The sequence below is a fragment of the Exiguobacterium aurantiacum genome, assembly GCF_001766415.1.
In the GTDB taxonomy this organism is placed as follows: domain Bacteria; phylum Bacillota; class Bacilli; order Exiguobacteriales; family Exiguobacteriaceae; genus Exiguobacterium; species Exiguobacterium aurantiacum_A.
The window spans coordinates 154,452-167,896 of sequence record NZ_MKXO01000002.1; the positions used below are offsets into that span (position 1 = coordinate 154,452).

The following is a 13,445-nucleotide window of genomic DNA, read 5'->3' on the forward strand; positions in this document are numbered from 1 at the left end:
TATTTTTGAAAACGTTTTACTTTGTGTATACTGAATGTATAAATCCAAGTGGAAATCGGAGGTGTTTTTCATGAAGGCAAAGTCCCCGCTTTATCAACAAGTCGCACAAAGTATGCGCGGCTTCATCGAATCCGGCACGTGGGCTCCTGGAGAGGCAATCCCGACAGAAGCGCAACTCGTCGAAGAGTTCGACGTGAGTCGAGTCACTGTCCGCCAGGCGGTCAAGCTGCTTCAAGAGGAAGGACTGTTGTGGAAACGACAAGGAAGCGGCACGTACGTCCAGTCCGAGAAGATCGAACACAATATGTATGAACTGAAAAGTTTCACCGAAGACATGAAGCGAGAGGGAAAAGATGTGACGAACAAAGTACTTACCTTTACGCTACAACCACCGAGTGAGAAAGTTCGAGAAGCGCTCGAACTTGAAACAGGAGAACTCGTCTTCTATGTAAGACGCCAACGATTCGCGGACGGTGAGCCGCTCATCGTCGAGGACACGTACCTCCCGCTCAAGCTCTTTCCTGATTTGACGTACGAAGTGATGACCCGTTCGAAGTACGAGTACATCGAGAACGTCAAACAATTGAAGATTGCCGACAGCGTCCAAGAGTTCATCCCAGTGCTCCCGACGAAAGAGATTGCCGAGATGCTTGGAGTGAGCGAACGGACGCCGGTGCTCAAAGTCGAGCTGTATTCCTTCCTCATGGACGGGAGCCGCTTCGAGTTTACGGAGACGTATTTCAAGAGCGAAGAATACCGCTTCATCATCCGTGCCGGACGCAGGCATTGAATTAAATATAGACGTATGTGACGACATCGAGCGATTCGATGTCGATTTTTTTGTTTGTTCGATTTTTAGGAATGTAATCGGGTAAAGAGTAACGTATATTTCACGCCGGCACCGTCCAACCCCCGTCGACTTAACGTTAGGAGGGTTTGTACGATGAAGAAGAGCTTGATTTTGTTCGTGTTGGCCTGTCTGTTGCTCAGCCCTTTGTCGCCAGCAAGCGCGGCGACGCCAAAAGCGTACAACGACCGCAGCCTTATCTATTTGACGTTCGATGACGGGCCGCATCGTCAGACGGGCGCGTTGCTCGACGTTTTGAAGAAGCATAAGGTCAAGGCCACGTTTTTCATTCTCGGCAACAATATAAAAGGCAATGAGAAATTGCTGAAGCGGATTGTCGCCGAAGGACACCTCATCGCTCTGCACGGGATGACGCACGACCGGCATAAGTTTTACCGGACGCCGACGACAGCCGTGCGCGAGATGCAGACGGTCCAAAAGCTCGTCTTTCAAGTGACAGGCGTCAAATCGAACATCGTCCGCACCCCGTATGGTAGCGATCCGTACATGACATCAGCGCACAGGCAAGCAATGGCGAAAGCCGGCTTCCAAATGTGGGACTGGAACATCGACAGTCTCGACTACCGGTATAAGTCGGACAACCGCCGCGTCCAAAATCAAGTGTTCGCCCGGCTCGACGCGAACTACAGAGCGAGAATCGCCTCGATCATCCTGACGCACGACCATTCGATCACCCCGACCGCACTCGACTACATCCTCCGACATTCGAAGAAACGCGGCTACGAATTCAGGACGCTACAAGGCATCAAAACCCCGCACAACTTCTTCAATAAATGGAAGCCAAGACAGTAAAAAATGCCGAGTCGCATGGACTCGGCATTGCTGTTTACATTTCGAGCTCTGTGAACGCGAGCGGAACGAGTTCTTCGAGCGTCACTTCTTTGACGTCGGCGTTGCCGTTCGTGAGCAACACTTTAAAGTCCGGATCACCGAACTCGACGAGCACTTGGCGGCAGATGCTGCATGGCGGCAAGAAGTCGACCGTGTCACCTGACACCGCAACGGCTTCGAAGTCACCTTTTTTATAACCTTGCGCGATGGCCGTGAATACAGCCGTGCGCTCGGCACAGTTCGTCGCTCCGAACGAGACGTTCTCGACGTTGACGCCGTCGATGACCGTCCCGTCCTTCATAAGAAGGGCCGCTCCGACGCGGAAGTTCGAATACGGTGAGTAGGCGTTCTCTTTCAATTGACGGGCGCGCTCGACTAATTGTTGTTGGTTCATGGGATTGTATCCTCTCTGACTCAAAATGAACTGATGCCAGTTCCCGTGCCTCGATTTTTGGGCAGGATTTTTAGCATACACCCCACATCGACCAAAGTCAACGTCTTTTTGATGGCGCTTTCACCTAGACGAAACAGGAGCCGTGTCCCACCAGACACGGCTCCTGTCGTCTACAATTCCCCTCTCCGGTTCATCCGGATCAAGAGGTAAATCAAATACGGTGCCCCGACCATGCCGGTGATGACACCGACCGGATAGCGGACTGTGAAAGCGAACTGTCCGATCAAGTCGGCGGCGAGCACGAGAATGACGCCGACGAGTCCGGCCGGAATGATCGTCGACCGTCCATCCCCGACGAGCCGTTTCGCGATCGGTCCGGCAAGGAAAGCGATGAAAGCGATCGGTCCGGTCGTTGCTGTCGCCAGCGCGAGCATGAGCACCGAGGCGATGATCAAGAGGATCCGGGTCTGGTTCGTCTTGATGCCGAGCGACGTCGCCGTCATCTCCCCGAGCTCTAAAATCTGCAGCTGCCGGCTGAGGCGGAGGATGACCGGGAGACAGAGGGCGACCGCGAGCATGAGCGGCGGCAACGTCTCCATCTTGACCCCGTTCAAACTGCCGCTCAGCCAACGCATCGCCGTCCCGACATCGTTTTGGCGACTGATGAGCAATAAGTAGTTGATGACCGCGGTCAGCATCGCTTGGATGCCGATCCCGACCAAGACGAGACGTCCGATCGAGAAAGCGGCGCCTTTTGATAAGACGTAGAGCACGATGACCGTCGCGAGTCCCCCGATGACCGAGATCATCGAGACGAACGTGTTGCTCGCCTGCAAGACGACGATGCCGAACACGGCTGCCGCACTCGACCCTGTCGTGATGCCGATGACGTTCGGGTTGGCGAGCGGGTTTCTGAGCATCGTCTGGAACACTGTCCCGGCGATGCCGAACGCGAGTCCTGAGAAGACGCCGGCGAGCATGCGCGGCAGACGGATCGTGCCTACGGCGAACGACGCACCCGGTACTTGTTCCCCGAACAAGACACGGACGACGTCCGCGACCGGATAGATCGTATTACCGAGCATGAGCATCAATGCGCTCAAGGCGAGCGCGAGCACGAATAGCACGAGCGTCACGAACACCGTACGCTGCCGGCGCTTGCGACTATTGTGAATGATAGGTTGAACTGACTGTTTCATCATAGGCCACGCACCTTCACTTTCATCGTCAAGGCGATCAAAATCGGCGCCCCGACGAACGCGGTGACGATGCCGACTTCAAGTTCTCCCGGACTGCCGAGCAAACGCCCGACCACGTCGGCGAACGTCAACAGGATGGCGCCCGATAAGGCTGACATCGGAATGATATACCGTTCATCCGGGCCGAGCACGAGACGGATCAAGTGCGGGGCCAACAGACCGATAAAGCCGATCGGACCGGCCAATGCCGTCGCTGCGCCACACAAGATGACGCCGGCGAACGAGGCGATGACTTTCAACGAACCGATCCGGACCCCGAGTCCCGTCGCCATCTCTTCGCCGAGCGCCATGATGTTGAGTGACGGGGCCGCGAAAATGGCGATAAAAATGCCGGCGATGAAGAACGGGAGAAACGTTACGATCGAGTCCATCGTCCCCGCCCCGACGCTGCCGACTTGCCAGAACCGGAACTGGTCCATGACGTTCGAGCGCGGGATCATGATTGCCATGACGAGCGAGGACAAGGCCGCACTCGTCGCCGCCCCGGCCAAGACGAGCTTGAGCGGGGTCGAGCCGCCCCGCCCGAGCGAGCCGATACCGAACACGAACGCGGCCGTCAAGAGCGCACCGACGAGGGCGAACCAGATGTAGTCGCCCGCAGTCGAGATGTTGAAGAACGCGATCCCGACGACGACGAACAGCGCCGCGCCCGTGTTCACCCCGAGAATGCTCGGGTCAGCGATCGGATTTCGCGTCACCGACTGCATCAAAGCACCCGACACACCGAGCGCCGCGCCGCACATGAGACTGAACAGCGTCCGCACGACCCGTTGCCGGACAATGTCCGCTTCATACGACTGAACAGCCGGACGGAATAAACCGTCAAGCAGTTCATCCCATCCGACTGTCCGTGAGCCGAAAGCAAGTGAAGCGAGCATGCAGACGACGAGCAGGACGATCGACCCTACGAGCAGGAGCGGGAAATGTCTCGGCGTTTGCAACTTCTTCAGCGTATTCATATGATTACTCGACTTTCCCGAGTGCTTCTGAGACGAGCTTCAAGTAGTCGTCGATCGTGTATTCGATCGAGAGCGGTGACGGTGTCCCGGCAGCCGCGAGTGGCGTGTTGTCTTCGATCATGACGACCGATCCGCGCTCGATAGCCGGTACTTTGCTGTAGAGCGGGTCAGCTTGAAGTGCTTTCAACGTTTCTTCGTTACCGTAAGCGACGAAGATGTCGACATCGTTCAAGATGTCAGCGTTCTCTGAGCTGAGCTCGAGGTAGAAGCTGTTCTCATCTTTAATTTGATCCGTGATGTTTTTTGGGTATTCCATGCCGAGCTCTTCGATGAAGGCGCCACGCGGGTCACCTGTCGTGTAAATATAGAATTTTGAAAGGTCATCCGGGCTGAGCGCGATGAAGGCCGCTTTCTTGCCAGCCATGCCTGGTACTTCAGCAGCTTTATCAGCGATGAGTTTCTCTGTGTCTTCGATCAACTGTTTGCCTTCTGCTTCCATGCCCATGGCGATCGAGTCGTAGAGGACCGTGTCCTGCCATGATGAGACCCAAGGCGTTTCTTGGTAAGCAACGACCGGTGCGATTTCGCTCAACGTGTCGTAGTCTTCTTGTGTGATGCCTGAGTAGGCAGCCAAGATGACGTCCGGCTGTGAGTCAGCGATCGCTTCGAAGTCGAGACCGTCTGTGTCTTGGTAAATGTTCGGGTTTTCTTCCCCAAGGTCTTTTAGCTTCTCAGCCGTCCATGGCAACATGCCGCTGCCGTCTTGGACACCGTAGTTCGCAGCCGAGAAACCGACTGGGACGACGTCAAGCGCGAGGGCGACGTCTTGGTTCGACCAAGCAATTGTCGCGACGCGTTCCGGTTTCTTGTCGATGACCGTCTCGCCTAACGCATGTTTAATCGTGATCGGATAGCCTTCTGCCGTTTCGGCAGACTCATCTGTCGTGGCCGCATCTTCATTGTTCGAGCCGCATCCTGCGAGCACGAGTACGAAGGCAGACATGATGATGAACATATGTAGCATCTGTTTATAGTTTTTCACGTTCTGATCCCCTTTTCTTATGACAATGCCTTTATAACGATATTGATAATCATTATCATTTATGAGTATAGGATGAACGGCTTGACGTTGTCAACGTGAAATACGCAAAAAACCCATCGACTTCACGTCGACGGGTCTCGGTTATCTCGCATCACATCCGCCATCGGACATCCTGCCTGCTCTAACTCCGAGACGATGCGCGTATAATCCTCATCGTTCCGGTTCTGGCTCAGCTTGAACGCCGCCTGGATTTCATCGATATCGATACGGAAACCGACGACGCCGTGTTTTTGTCGTTGCACCGGCTCCGATAACTCTTCCCAGACGACGGCGTTCTCTCTCTCCCCTTCATGGTCACGGAGTAGCCCTGCCAGATCCATCTCGAGCTCTGTAGGTGACAAAATCGTCGCCTTCCCATACAGATGCACGGCCTGATAGTTCCACGTCGACACGTCCTCGTGGCCATACAACGACGCCGAGATATAGGCGTTCGTTCCTTGGACGATAATGAGCACGGTCTGGTCTTCAATCGACTGCCATTGCGAGTTGTTCTTGGCAATATGCGTCGTGAACCAGATGTGACCATCTTCTGCGTGAATTCGGAGCGGCACGTGTGTCGCGTGCGGCTTCTGCCCGTCATGTGTGACGACGGTGCCGAACGGATGGGCTTTCAAGAAAGCGTGGACTTCTTCAGCGTCGTTGACGGCATATAGTTTTGGAACGTACATCGAATTCCTCCTCCATTGTTAGCTAGCTTACAAACAAAGCGGCCGATGACATGGTAGGATTGCCTCCTCGAAACAACATATAGAGGAGGAACCCCAGTGGCTACACTTTTCAACTTACGCGACCAAGCCCCAAACTTCAACTTACCGGACGTATCCGGTGACATGTTCTCACTCACAGACTCGATTGAACGGCACGATGGTTGGCATCTCATCATCTTCTTCCGTGGTGCCTGGTGTCCGGTCTGTGTCCAAGATTTGAAAGAACTCGAGAGCCAACAAGGCTACTTCCGCGATAAAGGCATTCGGCTCGTGACGATCTCGACCGACCGCGCCGAGGACTTGAAGCAGATGGCCGACGACAATGCGCTCAGCTTCCCTGTCCTCCGAGACGAGTCGCTCGAGACGCTGCTCGATTACGGCGTTCAGTACCATGGCGCCGACGCCCCGTACGCCGACCACGGCGAGCACGGGGAACCGGCTTACTTCCTCATCGACGAGACTGGGCGTCTGTTGTATCAACAGATTCAGACGAGCCCGTTCGGTCGGCCGACCGCGACCGAGCTCCGGAAAATCGTCCAGTACATCACAAAGAATCTGAAATGACAAAAAGACGTCCATTATGACGTCTTTTTGTCTAAATTGTAAGGCCGGTTACAGAAATCAAACACCATTCGATTTATGCTAGTTGTATAAAAATAAAGGGGAGTGAGGAAGATGAAACGGTACGTGGTCAACGGTGTGATTGGCGGGGTCATCGGCGGGATCTTATTTGGTCTACTGATGCAGATGATGGGCATGATTGGAATGATCGCCAGCATGGTCGGGAGCGAAAGTCTCGTCGTCGGTTGGATCGTCCATATGATCATCAGCATCATCTTCGGCGTCACGTACGGATTAGGTCATTTGGTCATCTCAAACGTTTGGGCGCTCGCCGTCTTGTTCGGCATCGGCATTTGGATCGTCGGGCCGCTCGTCATCATGCCGCTCATGATGGGCATGGGGACGAACCTCGTGAACGCGTTCGCACCGGATCAGCTGATGAGTCTCGTCACGCATCTGTTCTTCTCGTTCATCTTGGCCATCGTCTTCAAACTACGCACCGAAAAACAAGTCGTGCCGAAAGCAGCAACTCGTTAATAAAGGGCAGCGTATGAACAGCAATTTGCGCAAGCATCTCCATAGCGCGAACGCGAAAACGCCAGATGAAGTCACCCGGTTCCTAACCGAACACGTCACAATATGACAAAAGGGAGTCACCCTACTCCCTTTTTTCGCCTGTTCACTTTGTCAGTAGCTCGAGTTCGTCCCATAACTCGTCTCCCGTGAAGACCCTGGTCTCGTTCACGAGTGCCGGGGTGACAAGTTCGCGGTTCAAGTTGATCAATTCTTCGGCAAAGCGCTGTTCTTCGAATAGATTTTTTTCGACGAACGGGATTGCTAATTCGTCTAAGCGCAATTTGACACGGTGACACCGTGAACAGCCGTCGATCGTATAAAGTTCGAGCACGAGACTCCCCCCTTTTTCCTCATTCTATCGCTTATAATCAAGAGAGACAGTAAGACAGATTACACGAAAGCGAGGTGTGAACGATGGACAAATTGACGTTACTCTCACATATCAGCCTGTTCGACGAGCTGCCGATGCAAGAGTTGAAAGTGATCGATGAGATGAGTAAGATGCGTCCTGTCAAAAAAGGGAAAGTCATCGTCTCCCCGGACGCCCCGATCCCGGCGTTGTTCCTGTTGAAAGAAGGACAAGTCCGGCTGTATCGGATGAATCAGCACGGCAAACAGTTCACCGTCGACATTTTGACGAGCGGCAATATCTTCGGTGAGACGGCGACGCTCTCGTTGACCGACGATGACTTGTACGCCGAGGCGATGACGGACACATATCTTTGTACGATCGGGGTCGATGAGTTCGAGCAATTTATCGAAAAGAATCCGAAGATCGCCTTGAAGCTGATCAACATTCTATCCGTGCGACTCAAGGAAGTGTATGCGCTCAGTGAAAAGATTGCTTTGACCGACGTGAAGTACCGCATCTTGTTCCTGCTCCTCAAATTGAGCGAGAAGAGCGGGGAACGCAAAAAAGACTGGCAGACGATCAACATGAAGCTGACTCACGCCGATATCGCCGCCATGGTCGGGACGACACGGGAGACGACGAGCGTCATCATGTCTAACTTGAAGAAAGACGGGTATATCAAAAAGGGACTGCGTCTCTCAATCCACGCGGACAAGGTCCAGCAGGCGTTAGACGAAATTTAGGAGGGGATTCTTTGATAAAAGCATTCGTATTCGATGTGTACGGGACGCTGTTCGATGTCCATTCCGTCAAGGCAGCATGTGACGAACAGTTCCCCGGGAAAGGTGACCAGATCAGCCAGACGTGGCGCACGAAACAACTTGAATATTTCTTCATCCGTCAGATTTCGGGCCGCTATGAAGACTTCTCGGTCGTCACGCGTGACGCCTTGCGTTACGCCTTAGCGGCGGCGGATGTGACCGCATCTAGCGACGTCGAGGATGCGCTCATCGCCACGTATGCGGAGCTCTCGCCATACGAGGAAGTCGAGGACGTGTTGAAGCAGCTGCGGGACACCCAGACCGTCGTCTTGTCGAACGGGACCGCTGACATGCTTGAACAATTGATCGCGAACGCGTCGTTCACCGAACTGTTCGACGAACTCGTCAGCATCGACGGCGTCAAACAGTTCAAGCCATCACCTGCCGCCTATATGAGCTGGTTCAAGACGACCGACTTGAAGCGGGACGAGGTGCTGTTCATGTCTTCGAACGGCTGGGACATCATTGGCGCCAAGAACTTCGGCTTCCAGACGGTGTGGATCAACCGTGACGGCAAGCCCTTCGAAACGATGGATGTGCGTCCAGACGCAGTCTACGACGACTTGACCGGAATTTTGGAGTGGAGAACTTCGTAACGTCTTGCTTTTGAGAAGGAGGAATCGTGATGAAGGCACTATTTTTGAACTGTTCGTTGAAAAGCGGAGACACGGTATCGCATACGGAAGGTCTGATGAAAGACATCATCCCCCACTTTGACAAACTCGGCGTCGAGTCAGAGATCGTCCGCGTCGTCGACTACGATATCGCTTTCGGGGTGACCGAGGACGAAGGGGCTGGCGACGAGTGGCCGCAACTCTTCGACAAAGTGAAAGCCGCCGACATCCTCATCATCGGGACGCCGCTTTGGCTCGGGGAGAAGAGCAGCGTCGCCACCCAAGTGATCGAACGGCTATACGGCGGGAGCGGGCTGAAAAATGAACACGGTCAAGCCATTTACTACAACAAAGTCGGCGGTGTCGTCGTGACGGGCAACGAGGACGGGGCGAAGCACGCCTGTGCCTCAATCCTGTACGGTTTGTCCCATATCAGCTTCACTATCCCGCCGAACGTCGACGCATACTGGGTCGGCGAAGCCGGTCCAGGCGACTCTTACCTCGACGCCGGCCGCAACAACGCCTTCACGAAAAAGAACGGACGGGTTTTGGCGTATAACCTCTATCATTTCGCGAACATGTTGAAACAACATCCGATCCCGGCTGAAGGCAACATCATGCCGTGACCGACCAAGGCGAGGAATCCACAAACGGATTGATCGTCTTTTGCCGTTGTGTGCGAAAATGAAGGTACCATCCACGAAATGAGGCGATATTATGGCACACCGCATCTACACGACGAGCTTCGCGAGCGTCTATCCGAGTTACGTCGCGAAAGCCGAACGGAAAGGCCGGACGAAAGACGAAGTCGATACGATCATCCGCTGGCTGACCGGCTATGACGAAGCCGGGCTCGAGCGGCAACTCGAAGCCGAAGTCGACTTCAACACGTTTTTCGCATCGGCCCCTGACATGAACGAGGATCGCGCTCTCATCAAAGGCGTCGTCTGCGGCGTCCGCATCGAGAACGTCGAGGAGCCGCTCATGCGCGAGATCCGTTACTTGGACAAACTCGTCGATGAACTGGCTAAGGGCAAGGCGATGGCGAAGATTTTGCGAGGGGGCGAACAGTAATGGACTATACGACACTCGTCGATGACAAACGGCTCGACAGCTTTATCCGCTTGATTGACGTGATTGATGCGAACTTACCGGACGGGTTCGAGAAGACGACCGACGGGAAAGGTGTCCATTACGTCGTGCCGTTGTCGATGTACCCGCCTGGTTATCACGTGACGCCGGGCGCCCCGTTGCCGTTTTTGAGCGTCATCGCCCAGAAGAATCACGTCGCCTTGTATCATATGGGCGTCTACGCCGACGAAGACGTGTTGCGTTGGTTCGAGCAGGCGTACGCTGAACGAGTGCCGACGAAGCTCGATATGGGCAAGAGCTGCATCCGCTTCAAACACGTGAAGCATATCCCGTACGACTTGATCGGTGAGCTCGTCGCGAAGATGACACCGGACGAGTGGGTCGCCACCTACACAGGACGCTAAAAAAGACAGGTCGATTTTTATGTCGACCTGTCTTTCGTTCGTCATACATTGAATTTTTTCGTCATTTGGCGCATCTCGTCTGCCATGTTCGACAGCTCTTGCGCCGACGCCGTGATTTCTTCCATTGACGCCATCTGTTCTTCCGTCGCCGCCGATGTGTTCTCGGTCTCGGTCGCCGTCGTCTCGGTGATACCTTGAATCTCATGCACCGATGTCAACACTTCGGTCGCACCTGCCGCCATCTCTTCGACAGCACCAGACACTTCCTCGACTTTCTGGCTCACCTCTTCAATCGCGAGCTTAATCTCATCGAACGCCGTCCCTGCCTGTTGGACGTTCGTCACGCTGTGCGCCATATCGTCTTCGACGACGTGCATCGTCTTGACGGCTTGTTTCGTCTCCGTCTGTGTGTCCGTGATCAGCGACGCGATCAACTTCGTCGCGACGGCCGACTCTTCGGCGAGTTTCTTCACTTCAGAGGCGACGACGGCGAACCCGCGTCCATGATCGCCGGCCCGGGCCGCTTCGATGGCCGCATTTAACGCCAGCAAGTTCGTCTGCTCGGCGATGCCTGAAATCGTTCCGGTGATCGTCCCGATCTCTTGGGAACGGACGTCGAGTTGGCCGATGACGTGTTGGAGTGATTTGACTTTCTCATTCATCTCCTCGAGCTGTGTCTCGAGCGTCTCAATTAGTTCATTACCGGCTCCGACTTTTCGGAGTGCGCCTTCCGAGAGCTCTGTCATCTGCTGGGCGCTGCCCGAGACGTGGTGGATCCCGTTCGTCAGTTCCGTCAGTGTGCCGTTCGATTCTTTCACCCGCGTTAATTGGCGGAGCGACCCTGACGCGATCTCTTCCATCGTCACAGCAACCATTTCCGTCGCTTTCGTCGTCTCCTCGACGTTCGATTTCAAGTCGTCCGAAGATGTCGCGACACGTCCAGCCGTCACCGTGACGCTACCGATCAAGTCACGCAAGCTTTCTTTCATCTCATTGAACGACATCGCGAGCGAACCGATCTCGTCACGAGACGTATACGTGCTGTCGACGGTCAAGTCACCGGCTCCGGCACGGCTCATAAGTCCATTCAATTCACGGACCGGCCGCACGATGAGACGCGTGATATAGACGCCAAGTCCGATCGAGACGAGTGCGCCGATGGCGACGAGCACCCAAAACAAGAGCACCGACTGAGCACGATTTTCTTGCATCGCCGCACTTGCCGTCTCGGCTTCTTCGTTAATCCCGTCCATGACGACCGTCGCCGTTTCGACGAGCGCGAGGCGGATTGGGCGTAGCTCGCTGACATATTGACGATAGGCTGCCGTATTCTCGTTTCTGATTGCCGGTTGCAAGACGATATCAATCCGTTCCAAATACGTCGTAATCAACGTATTCAAATCTGTGACCTGTTGTTGCATGTCAACATCTGTCGAAGCGAAGTTTTCATTAAACAACTTTAAATTCTCGACCATGCTATCTCGTCGCTCCGTAATATTTTCTTGGAGTTCCGCGTTACGACTTTCTTCGGTTGCTAACATCAACTCGAGTAAATAGCTTTCCAGGGCTCGGTTATCGGTCCGAACTTGACCGAGTGCCCGAATCGGCAACAACCGCTCCTCATAAATTTCTTCCCCCGCGTCGGCCATCCGTCCCATCAAGACGTGGCTGAGCGTCGCGATGATGACAAGCGTCGCGATGAACGCGGTGATGAGCACCGCAAACTTTTTAGACATTTTCAAATTCTTCATGACCATCCCTCCTATCTGCTTTATCGTAGGAAAGAAGGTTCACGTGAAGTGTGATCGCACATGCGTTGACCTAAGTTTCTATTTTTCGACAGATTATACGATTCATCAGCACATTGATCGCATGTTTGTAAGCTGTCTCACCTTCATTTCAATAAAAAATGCGATACGATGAACAAAAGAAAATCGATTCGAAAGGAATGATTCCCGTGCCGCGCCCGCTCAAAATCAGTCTCTTGCTCGTCGTGTTCGGGAGTATCTTCTATATCACGCATTTTCATTACGAACTCCGCCCGTCCGACATCCGCGACGTCGTCTTGTCGTTCGGTTGGTGGGGACCGGTCATCTTCTTCCTCATCTACGCGATCGGACCGATCGTGTTCTTGCCGACGTCGGTCTTATCGCTCGGAGCCGGCCTCGCGTTCGGTGTCTGGCCGGGCGTCCTGTATATTCTGTTCGGAGCGACGGCTGCCGCCGTGACCGGCTACGTCATGGCGCGCTTGTTCGGACGCTCCGTGCTCAAGGTCGAGAACTATCCGTGGTCGGAAAAGCTGTTCACGCAGATGGAGCAGCGCGGGTTTTTATACGTGTTCGTACTCCGGCTCATCCCGCTCGTCAGCTTCGATCTTCTCAGCTACGCGGGCGGGATTGCCAAGGTTCGCTTCAGGTCATTTATTCTCGCGACCGTGCTCGGGATGATCCCCGGTACACTCGCCTATAGCTTTTTAGGGGCAAGCCTCGCTTCAGGGAGCGTGACGACGGTCTTCGTCGCCGCCCTCGTCTTCGTCAGTTTGATCGGCATCACATATTACTTCCGGGAGCCGGTGAAACGGTGGCTCGGGCTCACTTCGAACTAGAGCACGTTAGAAGACGCGACCGGTCAACTTGAGTCCCGGACCAACTAAAAAACAGGCCGCGAATTTTGGATTCGCGGTCTGTTTTTTAGTTAACGGCTGAAGAAAGAGATTTTTGCAGTCGATCGAATGACAAGCATCGTCACAAACATGAGGATGGCCGTGACTTTGAAGCCCATATCCCCAATCACATTGAATTCATATCTTAATCCGAAAAGTAAGAGCAATCCGAGGACAACTCCCATTAAAAACATCATGTTTTTCATACAATCACTCCCCCTATGAACGAGATGATATTTACCG

18 protein-coding genes are annotated in these 13,445 nt (G+C 54.1%); 10 read left to right on the top strand and 8 right to left on the bottom strand.

From position 1 onward, the window contains the following. Positions 1–70: 70 nt before the first annotated feature. Together BJU60_RS06670 and BJU60_RS06675 are read left to right on the top strand one after the other, a co-directional pair. Positions 71–790, top strand: coding sequence for a GntR family transcriptional regulator (locus BJU60_RS06670; protein WP_070328121.1), 720 nt, complete (start codon positions 71–73; stop codon positions 788–790). 153 nt (positions 791–943) lie between these two features. Next, positions 944–1,660: a polysaccharide deacetylase family protein gene (locus tag BJU60_RS06675; RefSeq protein ID WP_070328122.1), complete on the top strand. Its 717-nt coding sequence runs from the start codon at positions 944–946 to the stop codon at positions 1,658–1,660. A 34-nt stretch (positions 1,661–1,694) separates the two neighbouring features. Here BJU60_RS06675 and BJU60_RS06680 read toward each other — a convergent pair whose 3' ends face one another. From BJU60_RS06680 to BJU60_RS06700, 5 genes are all read right to left on the bottom strand, one after another. Further along, positions 1,695–2,117 (bottom strand): cytidine deaminase, encoded by a 423-nt coding sequence (locus BJU60_RS06680; RefSeq protein WP_255570025.1) that lies wholly within the window; start codon positions 2,115–2,117, stop codon positions 1,695–1,697. 146 nt (positions 2,118–2,263) lie between these two features. Then, entirely contained in the window at positions 2,264–3,295 is a 1,032-nt protein-coding gene (locus BJU60_RS06685) for a FecCD family ABC transporter permease (protein WP_070328123.1), read from the bottom strand. Then, on the bottom strand, positions 3,292–4,311 hold the full coding sequence (locus tag BJU60_RS06690; RefSeq protein ID WP_070328124.1) for a FecCD family ABC transporter permease: 1,020 nt from the start codon (positions 4,309–4,311) through the stop codon (positions 3,292–3,294). The genes BJU60_RS06685 and BJU60_RS06690 overlap by 4 nt, the downstream gene beginning before the upstream one ends. Positions 4,312–4,315: 4 nt before the next feature. After that, on the bottom strand, positions 4,316–5,335 hold the full coding sequence (locus BJU60_RS06695; protein ID WP_070328299.1) for an iron-siderophore ABC transporter substrate-binding protein: 1,020 nt from the start codon (positions 5,333–5,335) through the stop codon (positions 4,316–4,318). A 140-nt stretch (positions 5,336–5,475) separates the two neighbouring features. Next, entirely contained in the window at positions 5,476–6,081 is a 606-nt protein-coding gene (locus tag BJU60_RS06700) for an FMN-binding negative transcriptional regulator (RefSeq protein WP_070328125.1), read from the bottom strand. Between the two features lie 96 nt (positions 6,082–6,177). Here BJU60_RS06700 and BJU60_RS06705 point away from each other — a divergent pair, with 96 nt between their 5' ends. Both BJU60_RS06705 and BJU60_RS06710 read left to right on the top strand, forming a co-directional pair. Beyond that, positions 6,178–6,684: a peroxiredoxin family protein gene (locus BJU60_RS06705; protein ID WP_070328126.1), complete on the top strand. Its 507-nt coding sequence runs from the start codon at positions 6,178–6,180 to the stop codon at positions 6,682–6,684. Between the two features lie 111 nt (positions 6,685–6,795). Continuing rightward, entirely contained in the window at positions 6,796–7,218 is a 423-nt protein-coding gene (locus BJU60_RS06710) for a hypothetical protein (protein ID WP_070328127.1), read from the top strand. A 142-nt stretch (positions 7,219–7,360) separates the two neighbouring features. Here the strand turns inward: BJU60_RS06710 and BJU60_RS06715 are convergent, their stop codons facing one another. Beyond that, complete coding sequence (locus tag BJU60_RS06715; protein ID WP_070328128.1) at positions 7,361–7,588, bottom strand: glutaredoxin domain-containing protein; 228 nt, start codon at positions 7,586–7,588, stop codon at positions 7,361–7,363. A gap of 83 nt (positions 7,589–7,671) precedes the next feature. Between BJU60_RS06715 and BJU60_RS06720 the strand changes: the two genes are divergently transcribed. The 5 genes from BJU60_RS06720 (at position 7,672) to BJU60_RS06740 (ending at position 10,540) form a co-directional block, all read left to right on the top strand. Next, entirely contained in the window at positions 7,672–8,352 is a 681-nt protein-coding gene (locus BJU60_RS06720) for a Crp/Fnr family transcriptional regulator (RefSeq protein ID WP_070328129.1), read from the top strand. Between the two features lie 11 nt (positions 8,353–8,363). Beyond that, complete coding sequence (locus tag BJU60_RS06725) at positions 8,364–9,026, top strand: haloacid dehalogenase type II (RefSeq protein WP_070328130.1); 663 nt, start codon at positions 8,364–8,366, stop codon at positions 9,024–9,026. Between the two features lie 29 nt (positions 9,027–9,055). Then, complete coding sequence (locus tag BJU60_RS06730) at positions 9,056–9,670, top strand: flavodoxin family protein (protein WP_070328131.1); 615 nt, start codon at positions 9,056–9,058, stop codon at positions 9,668–9,670. A gap of 88 nt (positions 9,671–9,758) precedes the next feature. Then, the gene (locus tag BJU60_RS06735) at positions 9,759–10,118 is read left to right on the top strand and encodes a DUF2200 domain-containing protein (RefSeq protein WP_131464509.1); all 360 of its coding nucleotides are present in this window, start codon (positions 9,759–9,761) and stop codon (positions 10,116–10,118) included. Then, entirely contained in the window at positions 10,118–10,540 is a 423-nt protein-coding gene (locus BJU60_RS06740) for a DUF1801 domain-containing protein (protein ID WP_070328133.1), read from the top strand. Before BJU60_RS06735 ends, BJU60_RS06740 begins: the two co-directional genes overlap by 1 nt. Positions 10,541–10,581: 41 nt before the next feature. Here BJU60_RS06740 and BJU60_RS06745 read toward each other — a convergent pair whose 3' ends face one another. After that, complete coding sequence (locus BJU60_RS06745) at positions 10,582–12,291, bottom strand: methyl-accepting chemotaxis protein (protein WP_070328134.1); 1,710 nt, start codon at positions 12,289–12,291, stop codon at positions 10,582–10,584. Positions 12,292–12,449: 158 nt separating this feature from the next. On the opposite strand from BJU60_RS06745, the gene BJU60_RS06750 reads away from it, so the two are divergent. Further along, the gene (locus BJU60_RS06750; RefSeq protein ID WP_254281664.1) at positions 12,450–13,145 is read left to right on the top strand and encodes a TVP38/TMEM64 family protein; all 696 of its coding nucleotides are present in this window, start codon (positions 12,450–12,452) and stop codon (positions 13,143–13,145) included. Positions 13,146–13,234: 89 nt separating this feature from the next. Here BJU60_RS06750 and BJU60_RS15225 read toward each other — a convergent pair whose 3' ends face one another. Beyond that, positions 13,235–13,408 carry a hypothetical protein gene (locus BJU60_RS15225; protein ID WP_161568103.1) on the bottom strand — a complete coding sequence of 58 codons (174 nt, stop codon included), beginning with the start codon at positions 13,406–13,408 and terminating at the stop codon, positions 13,235–13,237. Positions 13,409–13,445 lie beyond the last annotated feature (37 nt).